This window comes from Pedobacter ginsengisoli (assembly GCF_030244015.1).
GTDB classification, from domain to species: domain Bacteria; phylum Bacteroidota; class Bacteroidia; order Sphingobacteriales; family Sphingobacteriaceae; genus Pedobacter; species Pedobacter ginsengisoli.
The window spans coordinates 299,665-315,334 of the sequence record NZ_JASSYX010000001.1 but is presented as its reverse complement, the minus strand read 5'-3'; the positions used below and the strand labels follow the sequence as shown (position 1 = coordinate 315,334).

The following is a 15,670-nucleotide window of genomic DNA, read 5'->3' as shown; positions in this document are numbered from 1 at the left end:
GAATACGTTTCATAAAAAATTAAGTACATTCCCGGCGCTACTTTCCTTGCTTTAAAACTAAGGCAGCCAACGGCGGAATGTTGAGCACAACAGAGAATTCCCGGCCATGGCATCCCTCCGCTTCCGGAAGCAGCAGGCCGGCATTTGATTTGCCGCTGCCAAAAAACTCCTCCGCATCGGTGTTGAAGAGCTCTTTCCATTTGGCCTTAAATGGCAGGCCAATGCGGTAACCCTCTCTGTATACGGGTGTAAGGTTCAGGATCACGATCAAGGTGTCTTTGGCCTTTGTCCCTTTTCTGATATAGATGTAGATGGAGTTTTGGGCGTCGTCTGCGTTGAGCCATTCAAATCCTTCAGCTGAGAAACTGTGCTCGTATAGCGCAGGTTCTGACTTGTACAGCTTGTTGATGACCCTTACCGTTTTCTGCATGCCAAGGTGCGGCGGATGCTTGAGCAGGTGCCAGTCCAGGGAGTTCTTAAAATCCCATTCATGGGTCTGCGCAAACTCATTGCCCATAAACAGCAGTTTGGTGCCGGGCTGGGTAAACATGTACGCGTACAGCACGCGCAGGTTGGCAAACTTCTGCCATTCGTCTCCGGGCATTTTATAGATCATGGAGGACTTGCCATGCACCACTTCATCGTGCGAGAAGGGCAGCATAAAGTTTTCACTGAATGCGTAAGTCACGCTAAAGGTCAGCTGATGGTGGTGAAATTTCCGGTTGATGGGATCGTTCTTGAAGTATTTCAGTGTATCGTTCATCCAGCCCATCATCCACTTCATTCCAAAACCAAGGCCGCCGGCGAAGACAGGATGGGTAACTCCGGGATAGGTGCTGCTTTCTTCAGCTATGGTATGCACGCCCTCAAAGCTGCCGTAAATGGCTTCGTTCATGTCTTTGAGAAACTGTATGGCACCCAGATTTTCACTGCCCCCGTACTCATTGGTCGCTGCTTCTTCTGCTTTCCTCGAGAAATCGAAATAAAGCATGGAGGCTACGGCATCTACCCTCAGGCCGTCTGCGTGAAACTTGTCGATCCAATACATGGCATTGCTGATCAGGAATGACCTGACCTCATTCCTGTCGTAATTGAAGATGTAAGACTTCCAGTCGGGATGGAAGCCCTTGCGCATGTCGGCATGTTCATAAAGATGGGTGCCGTCAAAATGATAAAGGCCGTGTGCATCTCCGGGGAAATGGGAAGGTACCCAGTCCAGGATGACGGCGATGTCGTTCTTGTGCAGTTCTTCGATCAGGTACATGAGCTCCTGCGGTGTGCCATGCCTGGAGCTGGCGGCAAAATATCCTGTGATCTGGTATCCCCATGAAGGATAATAGGGGTATTCCATGATCGGCATGAGCTCTACATGGGTGAAGCCCATATCCAGAATATAGGGGACCAGGCTGGCTGCTATTTCTTTGTAGGTCAGGATCCGTTTGGGTTCTGAGGGGTCGCGCTGCCAGGAGCCCAGGTGCAGTTCATAGACCGACATGGGTTTGTTCAGCGCGTTTACTTTGGGGCGTTTGCTGATCCAGGATTTATCTGTCCATTTGTAGTCCATGTCCCAGATGATGGAAGCGGTTCTGGGCGGGCGTTCCCACCTGATGGCATAGGGATCGCCTTTTTCAATGTCTGCTCCGTCTGCGCCTTTGATGGCATATTTATAGACTTCACCTTTGCCTATATTGGGAATAAAACCTTCCCAGATACCCGAGGAATCCCATCTTGGGTTTAGGGGATGGGCGGTACGGTTCCACTGGTTAAAATCGCCCATGACGCCAACGGCCTGGGCATTGGGTGCCCAGACTGCGAAATAGGTGCCTGCTGTGCCATCCAGTGTTAACAGGTGTGCACCAAATTTTTCATACAACCGAAAGTGCTTGCCGGAAATGAACAATGATATATCAAAATCGCTGAATAAACTGTGGGCAAGCACTTCCATTAGCTGTATATTTTTATGGTGGTGAAATTCTTATTTGATTTGAAATGAAGGCAGTTGCGCTCGTCTAAACTGAAGTCGGTAACCTCTTTGTCGTCTACCGTAATCTTGCTCACTTTGAAAGGCAGACCTACTACGTTGTATCTGTACCATTCGTAATTTGGCGTATACAGGCCTGTTCTGCTTTGTTCGATAACCAGGCTTGCAGCTGTTCCTTTCACACTAAATTTCTTCTCCGAATAAATGTCCTGCTCATAGGCAAAGGTATCGCCATGATCTTCGTACAGGAAGGAATTTACCTCATAGTCTGCAAAGTATACGTTCAGCAGTACTTCTTCTACTTCTTTCTCGCCTACATATTGCATGACGGGGTATTCTGGTATCACTGATCCGGCCCTGACAAAGAGCGGCATGTGGTCTAATGGCGTCAGGATGCTGTGCTCGCTTTCGCCGGTCAGCACTTCGAGTGTCCAGAAGTTATACCATTTGCCTTTAGGCAGGTAAACCATACGGGAGGCGGCTCCTTGTTCCAGGACGGGGCAGACCAGGATTTTGTCGCCAAAGGTGAATTCGTCCTGGCGGAAGCTGGTGCTTGGGTTTTCCTGCTCCAGCATGACCAGTGGTCTTAATATAGGGAAACCGTAACGGTGGTGTTCCCAGAATACGGAATACAGGTACGGGAGCAGGCGGTACCTGAGTTCGATATAGGTGCGGTTGATGCTCGTATAGGGTTCGCCAAAGCTCCATGGTTCTCTTTCTGCGGTGTCGCCGGCAGAGTGTGCACGCATGAATGGTGAAAATGTGCCCAGCTGGATCCAGCGGGTAAACAATTCCGGATCGGGCTCTCCGCTAAAGCCGCCGATGTCGGTTCCGCAGAAAGGGACTCCGGATATGGACATGCGCTGACACTGGATGTTGCCGATTTTGAGGTGTTCCCATGTGGCTACGTTATCGCCGGTCCAGACGCAGCCGTAGCGTTGCATGCCTGAATAGCCGGCACGGGTGATGGTGAACGGCCGCTTGTTGCGCATCAGTTTCTTCAGGCCGTCGTAGGTAGAGCGCACCATTTGCATGCCGTAAATGTTGTGTGCTTTTCGGTGCGACCCTCTGTAGCCGTCATAATTGTGTCTGACGTCGTTTGGCATGGTGCCTGAACCAAAAACCGCGGGTTCATTCATATCGTTCCAGACTCCGGCCACGCCTATGTCTACCAGTTCTTTGTACAGCCCGCCCCACCATTCTCTTACTGCGGGATTGGTGAAATCGGGAAACTGGCAGCGGCCCGGCCATACGTGCCCTTCCATAAAGTAGTCGTCGCTGCGGCGGCAGAAGAAGTTGTTTTCTTTTCCTTCTTTAAATACCCAGTAGTTGTCGTCTACTTTGATCCCCGGGTCTATCATGACCACGGTTTTGAAGCCGTCGTTGGACAGTTCCTTGATCATCCGTTTAGGGTCAGGAAAGTGGCTTTTGTTCCAGGTAAAGCAACGGTAGCCGTCCATATAATCGATGTCGAGGTAGATGGCATCGCAAGGGATGTTCCTTGACCTGAACCCATCGGCGATCTCTTTTACTTTCTTTTCAGGATAATAGCTCCATCTGCACTGGTGGTAGCCCAATGCCCATTTCGGCGGCATCGGATGTGTACCGGTAAGGGTTTGATATCTTTTAACTACGTCCATCAGATGCGGCCCGTGGATGTAGTAGTATTGAAGCTCTCCGCCATCGGCCCAGAAGCTGGTCTTGGTGTTGTCTTCCCTGCCGAAATCAAAATACGACCGGAAGGTATTGTCAAAGAATATTCCGTAGGCTGCCTCCTGGTGCACGCCGATATAGAATGGGATGGTGCGGTAAAGCGGGTCCTGGTCCCATCCGAATGAGTAGGCGTCGGTGTTCCAGTTCTGGAACTTGCGCCCTCTGAGGTTCATGTTGCCGGATTTATCGCCAAGGCCGAAAAAGTTCTCTTCCGGCAGGCAGTTCTTGGTCGCGTAGACGTAGTAACCGCCGTATTCACTGTTCTCTTCCCAGTGCATTGGTGTGGCATCTTCACTCATCACCATCTGGCTTTGATTTTCGACGAATGAAATGAAGAAGTCGCTCTTTCTTATTTTGCAGGTAATGGTGTTTGTCGATATGGTATAATCCTCGTCGTGTTCTTCCATTTTGAAGGTGGTCACCTTCTGGTCTACGACGGGTACTGCATATGAAAATTCGTCGAGAAAGACTCCGTGTGGTGCCAGGCGCACCCGGATGATCTCATCGCTCACTACCCGCACCTCTACCCTTGCACTTCCGTCGGCGAAAAAGAACTTGTTGCCCTGCGCTGTCACCTTCTGCACTCCGCTGAGGTATTTCTTTACTATGGGCTTTAGATCAGTAACAGGGTTATTTAAATGCTGTATGAGTTCTTCGGTCTCTTCTTTATCTATATTGGCTATGATCCCTTTATCTGGTTCATTTATCTCTTCCATGAAAAATCTGTTTATATATTTTAGCTGCTCAACGCCCCTGTGTAATTTATACACTAAAGTGTTAAAATTTCTATTAAATGCAAAGGATTATTATGAGATAAACCTGAGGACACAAAAAAAGTCCTGACGGTATCGCCAGGACCTGTTAATTTAGATGCGGGTATTATTTACCGGTAGGTGTTAAGGGTTGTAGGTAAAGCCTATATAGTATAACGCGCCAATGGATGGATTACCGTATGATGTATAATAGTATTTATTCAGGATATTGCTGCCCCCGACTTTGATCATGGATTTTACCGAAGGGATTTTCAGGTTCACCTGTGCGTCAACTGTACCGAATGCTGCAACGTCTCCTGAAGCAAATGATGAGTTCCAGTAGAAGGCGTCCTGCCAGCGGTAATTGACATTGAAGCCTACGTTTTTGATGATCTCTCTGTTTCCTAATCCCAGGTTATAACGGATATCCGGGGTATTGAAATCATTGACATAATCGACTGGAAGGTCTTTCAGTTTATTATAGGATACGTTGCCGCTCAGGTTAAAGCTGGCAATTAAGTAGTCTATTCCCAGGGCGCCGCCGTAGGTGGTCACCTTGCCTTTGGCGTTTACAGGTACACCAAATTTGGAGAAAGAGCCGTTTGCTTGTTGCTGGAATACGTCCACGGCTGTAATAAAGTTTTTATAGGTGTTGTAATAGGCGTAAGCGTCGATCAGGAATTTAGGCCCAAGCAAGCCTTTATAACCGATTTCATAAGCTTTGACGCTTTCCGGAACTACTCCTTTCGGATCGAACTCATATTGCTGCAGCAGTGTGGGGTTCGGCGCTCCGCCAGCGACTGATGCCAGAAATGCGCGGTAGCTTACGTCAGTATAGGGTTTGTTGGTGGTCAGCATATTGTATTTGTTCAGCATGCTCGGGATTCCGCCGATCAGGCGCTGTAAACCACCTGCAACCGACAGATCGATGTATTGGTTTTGAGTCGTAGGGTTGCGGTAACCGGTCTGGTAGGATAACCTGATGTTGTTGTCTTTGGCTACTGTGTATACTCCGGAGATCCTTGGGGTGAAACGGCCGTCGAAGTTGGTGCTCTTGTCGTACCTTCCGGATAAGGACAGTTTAAATTTGTCGTCGAACAGCTTTTTGCCGAGCTGTGCGAATGCGCCGTACTCATTGATGTGGATGTCGTCGGTAAGGTCGTCAAAGATCGTTCCTCCTGAACGGAGCTGGTAGATGCGGTATGATCCGCCAACTTGCAGCTCTACTGCGTTGTTGAGTGCATTGGAGAAATTATACATGCCTTCATAGTGGTACAGGTTGGTCTTGTCGTCAAATTTTGCTCCTGTTCCGGAAGCGATGGTGTTTTTGGTGATGCTGTTTTTCGCTGCTTCAAATTGCGGCGTACCGGGTACAAGGCGCCCCTGGTCTGCCACACCCCGCGCAGCGGCATGTGCCTGCGCATCGGTGACTCCGGGATTGGAAAGTTTTGCGCCGATGTACGTGCCGATGTACTGCGGATACCAGTCCTGTGATTTCTTACCTGCTTCATTTATAAATGCGCCTAAAATTGAAGAGATATAGGAGTCACCTGACCGCTCCTGGGTGGTATAGCCTCTTAAAAAGAAGTCCTGTCCTTTTAATTCCAGTTTGTACTGGCCTATGCTAAAATTACGCAGTGAATAGCGGTCTGACCCGGTATAAACCGAGGTTCCTGTTCCCCAGTTGATCTGTGCAATGGCCTCTATGGTCGGGCTGAACTTGTAGTGCAGTGATCCGGAAGTCTTCAGAGATTGTGTGTTGTAGTCTACAACTGTGTTTTCGTTATATCCGGTTCTGGTAACGTTCTGATTTGGGAGAATCGCCTGATTCTTTAAGCCGAAATAGAATGGCAGGTACTGACTGCTCAATGCGGTCTTCAATTGCTGCGGCAAGCCCGGGAGGCCGGCGATGGCTCCTAAATAGGTGGCGTAACTTGTTCCTGCAGGTAGCTGATCGAGTGCGGCCCTGGGATCAAACGCATTGCCTGTAGCCGCCAGAATGCCTGCGCGAATGGTAGGTTCTATGCTTTGCTGGACCACGCTCCTCATGTTCTGGGCGCTTTCGTCACCATATACGTTTATGCCGTCATACCCCGGATCGGATGCTCTGTCGCCTGTTTTAAAGGCGCGGGCATTGCGGTCAAAGTTGGAGTAGTTGTCTGCCTGCCAGTCTTTTGCCTGGAGGAATGAAAACGTGGCTTTAAAGGCAAATTTATTGTTCCATGCTTTGGCGACACGCACATCCAGCTGTTTGTATTCCTGGTTGCCGGTGTTGTTGTCGTCAATGTGGTTGATACCGGTTTTCAGCTGGAAGCTGGCGCCCTGATAATCAAATGGGTTTTTTGAGGTCATCAGCATGGTACCACTGATACCTCCTGCTCCGTACAGGGCCGAGGACGCTCCAGGCAGCAGCTCTACGTTGTCCAGATCGAGGTCATTGATACCTATGATATTTCCGACCGAGAAGTTCAGGCCCGGGGCCTGGTTGTCCATTCCATCCACAAACTGGTTGAAACGGGTATTGCCATTGGAGTTGAAGCCCCTGGTATTGATCGATTTAAAGGTTAAACTCTGTGTACTGGTTTCCACGCCTTTCAAATTGCTCAGTGCGTCATAAAAAGAAGGTGCTGATATTTCTTTTAATGCAGCGGCGCCCATTCTCTCGACTGAAACCGGAGATTCCAGGATACGTTCCGGTGTTCTTGAGGCGGAGATTACTACTTCCTGCCCTAATATAACTCCGGACTCCAGTTCAAAATCAAGATTGGCGGTATTGCCGGTGACTTCTTTTTCTACCGTATTAAAACCGATATAGGAGATCACCAGTGTAAATGGCGGTTTTTGTGTAGTGTTTAACCGATACTTGCCATTTGCATCGGTAGCTGTCGCAGAGGCGGTACCTTTGACCGTAATGCCTGCACCGGGTATCGGTTCTCTTGTTGTCTTGTCGACGACCGTGCCGCTTATAACTACACTTTGCGCATATAATGATATGCAGGTAGTGCATAAAATAATTAGCGTGACGATTGTTTTGGTAAAAGTTCTGCTCATACGAAAAAGATTTATATCTGTTAATGCCTACATAAATCTAATACAAATTTTCCTTTATCCAAACTGAATTCCGGGTAATAATTAATTGCCAAAATCTAATTTTCATTGCAATTGGTTTAAGTTTTATGTTAAATTGCAAATGCAAAAAAAAGCCCGCCAAAATTTGATGGGTCCGCTGATTAAATGAGTTATGATGAATAAAACAAAGGCCCTTATTTGTGTTATTGTCCCTATATTATTAGCCTATGCACTGAATACAAAGTTTGGAGACACGCCCCCGCTTTTGAAGTTCCTGAACCCCTTTACAGGTTTTTGGCAGAATGCTGAAGCGACTGCGGTGAAGCCGAACAAAAAAATAATGCTGAAAGGCGCTGGTCAAAATGTTGACATCGCTTTTGACGACCGCATGATCCCTCATATTTTCGCGCAGAATGACCATGATGCTTATTATGCACAGGGTTATGTTACTGCGATGCACCGGTTGTGGCAAATGGACTTTCAAACCCGGTTTGCCGCGGGAAGATTGTCTGAGGTAGTTGGTAAGAAGGCATTGGAGCTGGACAGGTACCAGCGCAGAATGGGTATGGTGTATGGTGCGGAAAAGTCGCTGGAGGGAATGATGGCAGATCCTCAGTCGAAAGTAATGATCCTTGCTTATACTCAGGGTATCAATGATTATATCCGTTCTTTATCTGCGGCAAAGATCCCGCTTGAGTATAAACTGCTGGATTTTAAACCGGAAAACTGGACGCCCATAAAGTGTGCATTGTTGCTGAAACAGATGTCTGCTGTGCTGGCGATGGGCTCTGATGAGTTTTACATGACCAACATCAGGAACAAATTTGGGACAGAGGTGGTCAAAGACCTGTTCCCGGATTATCCGTTTAAGGAAGACCCGATCATTCCGGCAGGCACTAAATGGGATTTTAATGCTTTGCCTGTGCCACCGGCCCCAGCCCCGGATTCTTCAATAGGTACCGGGAATATCAGAACTAAAGAGAAAGAAGAAGGGATAGGAAGTAACAACTGGGCGCTGAGCGGCAGCAAGACGGCTTCGGGGTTTCCTATCCTGGCCAATGACCCTCATCTTGATTTATCTCTTCCTTCAATATGGTACCAGATCCAGCTGCATGCGCCGGGACTGAATGCGTATGGTGTTTCACTTCCCGGGGCACCGGGGATCATCATCGGGTTCAACCAAAAAATTGCCTGGGGTGTAACAAATGTTGCGGCTGATGTGCTTGATTTTTATCAGATCAGGTTTAAAGACAATACACATGCCAGTTACTGGTATGACAACCAGTGGAAGAAAACAACTTCCCGGATTGAGAAAATTAAAATAAGAGGTGGTGCTACGGAGGTTGATACGGTGTTCTATACGCATCAGGGGCCGGTGGTTTACCTGCAAAAACCGAAAGACTTCTCCAGGTCCAAAAATATTCCTGTCGGAAATGCACTTCGCTGGATCGCCCACGAGAAGTCAAACGAATTAAAGACATTCTACCTGCTGAACCGTGGCAGCAATTATAATGATTACCGCAAAGCGCTGACCTATTATACTGCGCCTGCCCAGAATTTTATATTCGCGTCTGCTGATAATGATATTGCCATTACAGCCAATGGTAAGTTTCCTTTAAAATGGAAAGATCAGGGCAAGTTCATCCTGGATGGGTCTGACCCTAAAAACGACTGGCATGGCTGGATCCCGGCAGCACAGAACCCCACAGTTAAAAACCCTGCACGGGGCTTTGTAAGCTCGGCCAACCAGTCTTCAACAGATCAGTCTTACCCGTATTACATCAACTGGGAGTTTAGTCCGTATGAACGTGGAAAAAGGATAAATGACCGGCTCACAGTGATGACCCGGGCTACAGCAGACAGCATTAGAAGGATGCAAACGGACAACTACAGCATTCATGCGCAGAACATCCTGCCTGCGGTACTTCATATGGTGGATGAAAGCAAACTCAATGCGACGCAAAAGGAAGGGTTGACGATGGTCAGAAAATGGGATAAATATTACAACGCAAATTCGGTTGGCGCCAGTATATTTGACTTTTGGACCAAAAGACTTCAGGACGACATATGGAATGATGAGTTTACAATAGCGAACGTCCCCATGAAGTATCCGTCAAGAGACAGAACGGTCCAGCTGATCCTAAATGAGCCAAATTCCAAGTGGATTGATAACATCAATACGCCTGCTAAGGAAACGTTAAATGATCTTGTCCTGGAGTCCTTTAAGTTTGCCTGTGATACGCTGGAAAGGCGGTTTGGGCCCATTGGGAAAGATTGGGAATGGGCAAATGTGAAGCACACCAATGTGCCGCACCTGGCCAAGGTGCCTGGTTTTGGTTCTAAACCTTTGATGATCGGCGGTGGAAAAATGACCATCAATGCTTTGAGCGAAAGTAATGGCCCGTCCTGGAGGATGGTGGTGGAGCTGGGGAAATCCCCTAAGGGACACGGTGTATTCCCCGGCGGACAATCCGGCAATCCGGGCAGTAAATTTTACGACAACATGATCGATACCTGGGCCAACGGGCAGCTTTATGATCTTTTCTTTATGCAATCTGCGGATGACCCGTCGGCTAAAATAATCTCCAGGCTAAAAATCTCCAAAAAATAACTTATGGTATTCCTGATAGTTTTAATCGCGTCTTTCTTATTGCAAATGGTTTTACCCTGGTGGGTAGTTGTGGTCATTTCATTTGCCGCCTGCGGACTGGTGGGTAAAACCGGGAAGATCGCTTTTTGGTCGCCATTTTTGGCAATACTGGTCTTGTGGACTGGAGTGGCATTGTTTAAAAGCATCCCCAACGATAATGTTCTGGCGATGCGTGTCGCAGAGATGTTTGGGGTAAAGCTGTGGTGGGTGATCCTGGTGTTGAGTGCTTTGCTTGGTGCTGCTGCTGCCGGACTGAGCGGATACTGCGGCTATCACTTCAGAAAAGCATTGCTTTCTAAGAAAGCTCAGGTCTAATTAAAGATTTGTATGTATTTTTGTGCCTGTGAAGCATTTAATCAGGCAGATTTTCTCTATAAACAATTCAGGATCTTTTGAGCAGCTGGCCTTGCAGGTATTCGGTCATCAGGCTGAAAATTGCCTGGTCTACAAACAGTTTATCGGTCATTTGGGCATCAATCCGTATGATGTAAAACATTTAGAGCAAATACCCTACCTGCCAATTGCCTTTTTCAAGACACATGATGTACTGACTTCTTCAGATCCTATTGAGATTGTGTTTAGCAGCTCGGGAACTACCGGAATGGCACAGAGCAGACATTTGGTAACTGATACCGGCATTTACGATCAAAGTTTCAACCAGGCGTTTGAGCTGTTTTACGGCAGCGTTGAAGATACTTGTTTTCTGGCTTTACTTCCCTCTTACCTGGAAAGGGAGGGTTCATCTTTGATCTATATGGTAGATGCGCTGATCCGGCAGAGCAGGCATCCGGACAGCGGATATTTCCTGCACAATCATGATGAACTTTATCTTAGACTAAAAGCGCTTCAGCTAACCGGTCAGAAAACAATTCTGATAGGGGTTACTTATGCTTTACTGGATTTTATTGAAAAATACAGGATGGAGTTCCCTGAGCTCATCGTGATGGAAACAGGCGGGATGAAGGGCAAAAGGAAGGAGATGGTCAGGGAAGAACTGCATTCGGAACTGCAGAAGGGATTTGGTGTAAATGTGATTCACAGCGAATATGGAATGACTGAATTGTTATCTCAGGCCTATTCTAAAGGTAACGGGACCTTCAATTGTCCGCCCTGGATGAGGATAACCCTGAGGGACACGAACGACCCTTTAAGTCTATTGGCTGCAAATAAAACCGGTGGAATCAATGTGATTGACCTGGCCAACATCAATTCCTGTTCATTTATAGCTACCCAGGATCTTGGGCGTGTGTTTCCCGGCGGTTCTTTTGAAGTCCTTGGACGTTTTGACAATGCAGACATCAGGGGCTGCAACCTGCTTGTGAATTAAACCGGTAACTGCCTGATTGATTTGCAGGATAGGTTATAGCAATTACTTTTACTTTGCGATGAGCAGAAAATAGTTCTTCTTACCCTTTTGGACAATAATAAACTGGTCATTTAAAAGATCAGCGCCGGTAATCTGCTGTGCGGGATCATTTAACTTTTCTTTATTTACAGATACTCCACCGCCCTGAATCAGTTTCTTTGCCTCTCCTTTAGATCCGAACACCGCTGATTTTTCTGCAAGCAGTGTTGCGGCATCTATACCTTGTCCGAGTTCTGTTCCGGAAATGGTAAACTGAGGAATACCTTCAAATATTTCCAGTACCTGCTCCTCTGTTAAAGTTTTAAAGAACTCCAGTGATCCATTACCAAACAGGAATTCTGAGGTCTTTATCGCCGTTTCCAGCGCTTCGGCTGAGTGTGTCCTTATGGTGATGTCTTCGGCCAGGGCTTTCTGCAGCACGCGCAAATGCGGGGCTTCATCGTGCCGGCGTTCCAGTTCTTCTATTTCCTCCCGGGTTTTCAGGGTAAAGATCCGAATCCATTTTTTGGTATCATCATCGGATGCGTTCAGCCAGAACTGGTAGAATTTATAGGGTGATGTCTTGGCTGCATCAAGCCAAACTGCTCCGCTTTCCGTTTTACCGAATTTAGTGCCGTCGCTTTTTTTGATGAGCTGCGTGGTGATTGCAAATGCTGTACCTGCGTCTTTTCTCCTGATCAGTTCCGTCCCGGTAACAATGTTTCCCCATTGATCTGAACCGCCCATCTGCACAAGACAGTTGTGGTGTTTCCATAAGTAATAGAAATCGTAACCCTGTATCAGCTGATAACAAAACTCTGTGAAGGAAAGACCGGAATCTCCTTCAAGGCGTCTTTTGACACTATCTTTAGCCATCATGTAGTTGACCGTAATGTGCTTGCCGATGTCCCTGATAAAGGTAAAAAGGCTCATATCTTTAAACCAGTCCGCATTGTTTATCATTACAGCACCATTCCCCTTGTCATCAAACACCAGGAATCTCGTCAGTTGTTTCCTGAGTTCATTGAGGTTGTGTTCTACCATCTCTTCCGTCTGAAGATTTCGCTCGGCAGATTTGCCGGACGGATCTCCGACCATGCCTGTGGCACCTCCAACGAGGGCATAAGGCTTGTGGCCCGCACGCTGAAAGTGGATAAGGGTCATGATCTGGGTCAAATGGCCAACGTGTAAAGAATCTGCGGTCGGGTCGAATCCGATATATCCTGAGGTCATTCCTTCATTCAGCTTTTCTTCAGTACCTGGCATGATGTCTTGCAGCATACCTCTCCAGCGTAATTCTTCAACGAAATTGGTCATTCTAATATCCTTTTGGCGCAAATATAGGAAAAGGTACGGTATCCGTTAAATTGAATGGCATTGAAAAACTGATGAACTGAACTAAAATGGTTACTTTTAAAGCAATGAACTTTTTGTCGCATTTTTATTTTGAGAAGGACAGCCATGATGAAAACATGGTAATGGGTGTTGTTTTGCCTGATTTAGTAAAAAATGCCCAAAAAGATGGCAACCTCTATCCTCTCAAGGATAGGCAACGCTTTGAGGAAGATCCAAAACAGCTTTCCATACTTAAAGGCTGGGAAAGGCATATACAGGTTGATGCCATTTTTCATTCTTCCGGTTTTTTTAAACTGCAGACAAATACGTTAAAGCAGATCCTGCTTCCTGTATTTGAGAATAGTCCTGTAAAGCCTTTTTTCCTGGCACACATAGGTCTGGAACTGCTTTTGGACCACCTTCTGATTACTGATGGGATTGTCAGCATCCATGCATTTTACGAACATCTGGCCAAAGCTGATCAGGGATCGCTCGATGCTTTTCTGCAAAATTGTGAGGTTGCGGATACTGCGGTCTTTTTCCATTTTCTGAACAGTTTTATTTCCGGTAAATACTTACTTAGTTATCAAAAGATTGAGAACATATCGTATGCGCTGAACCGCATTTGCATGCGGTTGTGGGACAATCCTTTTACCAACCGGCAACTGGTTTTACTGACTGATGGATTAAATGTTTTTAAAGATTCTATTGCCGGGAGCTATCCTACAATATTTGATGAAATTGAATTACAAATAAATCAACTAAATCTCCATAAGCTGCAATAGCTAATTTGTATCTTCGCTAAATGTCACAATTTGATGTAAAAGACAAAATGGATGCCCTGGTTAAGGAGCTTAACCAGCATACTTATAACTATTATGTTCTGGCAATGCCGACCATTGCCGATTATGAATTTGATAAAAAACTGGAGGAACTCCATAAACTCGAGCTGGAAAACCCTCAGTTCGCAGATCCAAATTCCCCTACCCAGAAAGTTGGCGGCGATATCACAAAAACCTTTACTACGGTAAAGCACAGATGGCCCATGCTTTCTTTGGGAAACACTTATAATGAACAGGACCTCAGAGATTTTGATGAGCGGGTAAGAAAGGCAATTGGCGACAATTTCGAATATGTCTGTGAACTCAAATTTGACGGCCTGTCTATAAGCCTTACCTATGAAGATGCCAGGCTTATAAGGGCGGTTACACGCGGCGACGGATCAAAAGGCGATGACGTAACCACAAATGTTAAAACGATCAACAACATTCCACACAAGCTGGACCACGCCGGGGTTCCGGGGATTTTTGAGATCAGGGGCGAAATATTTATGCACAGGGCTGCTTTCGAACGTCTGAATAAAGAACGCGAAGAACTTGGAGAAGTGCCCTATGCCAATCCAAGAAATTTCGCCGCCGGAACGGTTAAAATGCAGGATTCAAAAGAAGTAGCCAAACGGCCGCTTGATTGCTTTTTGTACTCATTGAATACAGACAAAAATTATTTTAAAAACCACTGGGAAAGTCTTCAAAATTTAAAACAATGGGGATTTAATGTCTGCGAACACACACAGGTAAGCGATGGCATAGATGATGTGCTGTCTTTCATTAAACACTGGGAAAACGCCAGGTTCAAATTGTCGTATGACATAGACGGGATAGTGATCAAGGTCAACAGTTATGCGCAACAACAGGAACTGGGCTTTACTGCTAAATCCCCGCGCTGGGCGATTTCTTATAAATACAAAGCCCAGGAAGTGGAAACCATTCTCGAAAGGGTAACCTACCAGGTTGGACGCACAGGAGCAGTAACGCCTGTTGCCAATTTAAAACCCGTTCAATTGGCAGGTACGACTGTAAAAAGGGCGACACTCCACAACGCCAACGAAATAGAGCGTCTGGATCTGCATATAGGTGACAGCGTATTTGTGGAGAAAGGTGGAGAGATCATCCCTAAAATTATCAATGTAAACCTGGATAAAAGAGATGAGGGTGCATCCCGGGTCATCTACCCGTCCCTCTGCCCGGAATGCGGCAGCAAGCTCATCAGAAAAGAGGGAGAAGTCGCATTTTACTGTCCAAATGATGAAGGTTGCCCACCGCAAATCGTAGGGAAAATTCAGCACTTCATCAGCAGAAAGGCGATGAACATCGACGGGCTCGGTGATGAGACCATCGAGACATTTTATCAGAAGGGCCTGGTCCGGCATATCAGTGACCTGTATATCCTTCATAAAAAAGCGGACCAGCTCAAAACCTTAGAGCGTTTTGGCGAACGCTCTATCGAAAATATGCTGGCAGGCATTGAACTGTCTAAACAAATGCCTTTTGAGAAAGTCCTCTTTGGACTTGGAATAAGGTACGTGGGGGAAACAGTGGCCCGGAAGCTGGCGATCGGCACAAAAAACATTGACAACCTGATGAAATCAAGCCTTGAGGAGCTCACAGCTATTGACGAAATAGGACAGCGGATCGCAGAGAGCATTATCGAGTACTTCGGGAAACCTGAACATCTGGACCAAATTGATCGCTTAAAATCGTATGGACTGCAGTTCGAAGTATCGGAAATTGAAATTGCATTGCAAAGTGATAAATTAACTGGAAAAACATTTGTAATTTCGGGCGTTTTTGAAAATTACAGCAGAGAGGAACTCAGAGAACTGATCGAAAGCAATGGAGGTAAAATATTAAGCGGTATTTCTGCTAAACTTAATTATCTTCTGGCCGGAGATAATATGGGACCTTCTAAACTTGATAAAGCTAAAAAACTAAATGTACCACTAATTTCAGAGGGTGATTTATTAGAGATGTTGAAATAATAATTAA

9 protein-coding genes are annotated in these 15,670 nt (G+C 46.5%); 5 read left to right on the top strand and 4 right to left on the bottom strand.

Annotated features, from left to right (window positions below; all coding sequences use genetic code 11):
- Positions 1-37 precede the first annotated feature (37 nt).
- The 3 genes from glgB to QEP08_RS01265 all read right to left on the bottom strand — a co-directional run bounded on the left by glgB (position 38) and on the right by QEP08_RS01265 (position 7,497).
- Positions 38-1,945, bottom strand: a complete 1,908-nt coding sequence (gene glgB / locus QEP08_RS01275; RefSeq protein WP_285054847.1) for a 1,4-alpha-glucan branching protein GlgB — start codon at positions 1,943-1,945, stop codon at positions 38-40.
- Positions 1,945-4,410: a glycoside hydrolase family 31 protein gene (locus QEP08_RS01270; protein ID WP_285054844.1), complete on the bottom strand. Its 2,466-nt coding sequence runs from the start codon at positions 4,408-4,410 to the stop codon at positions 1,945-1,947. The genes glgB and QEP08_RS01270 overlap by 1 nt, the downstream gene beginning before the upstream one ends.
- A gap of 180 nt (positions 4,411-4,590) precedes the next feature.
- Positions 4,591-7,497 (bottom strand): TonB-dependent receptor, encoded by a 2,907-nt coding sequence (locus QEP08_RS01265; protein ID WP_285054843.1) that lies wholly within the window; start codon positions 7,495-7,497, stop codon positions 4,591-4,593.
- A gap of 190 nt (positions 7,498-7,687) precedes the next feature.
- Here QEP08_RS01265 and QEP08_RS01260 point away from each other — a divergent pair, with 190 nt between their 5' ends.
- From QEP08_RS01260 to QEP08_RS01250, 3 genes are read left to right on the top strand one after another with little or no spacing between them, the layout of a single operon-like run.
- Entirely contained in the window at positions 7,688-10,126 is a 2,439-nt protein-coding gene (locus tag QEP08_RS01260; protein ID WP_349019016.1) for a penicillin acylase family protein, read from the top strand.
- A 3-nt stretch (positions 10,127-10,129) separates the two neighbouring features.
- Complete coding sequence (locus tag QEP08_RS01255) at positions 10,130-10,480, top strand: hypothetical protein (protein ID WP_285054841.1); 351 nt, start codon at positions 10,130-10,132, stop codon at positions 10,478-10,480.
- Between the two features lie 28 nt (positions 10,481-10,508).
- Complete coding sequence (locus tag QEP08_RS01250; protein WP_285054839.1) at positions 10,509-11,492, top strand: long-chain-fatty-acid--protein ligase; 984 nt, start codon at positions 10,509-10,511, stop codon at positions 11,490-11,492.
- 48 nt (positions 11,493-11,540) lie between these two features.
- Here the strand turns inward: QEP08_RS01250 and tyrS are convergent, their stop codons facing one another.
- Positions 11,541-12,827 carry a tyrosine--tRNA ligase gene (gene tyrS, locus QEP08_RS01245; RefSeq protein WP_285054836.1) on the bottom strand — a complete coding sequence of 429 codons (1,287 nt, stop codon included), beginning with the start codon at positions 12,825-12,827 and terminating at the stop codon, positions 11,541-11,543.
- Positions 12,828-12,913: 86 nt separating this feature from the next.
- Here tyrS and QEP08_RS01240 point away from each other — a divergent pair, with 86 nt between their 5' ends.
- A complete protein-coding gene (locus tag QEP08_RS01240) occupies positions 12,914-13,630 on the top strand; it encodes an ACP phosphodiesterase (RefSeq protein WP_285054835.1) in 717 nt (238 codons plus the stop codon).
- A gap of 20 nt (positions 13,631-13,650) precedes the next feature.
- A complete protein-coding gene (gene ligA, locus QEP08_RS01235) occupies positions 13,651-15,663 on the top strand; it encodes an NAD-dependent DNA ligase LigA (RefSeq protein ID WP_285054833.1) in 2,013 nt (670 codons plus the stop codon).
- Positions 15,664-15,670: the final 7 nt, after the last annotated feature.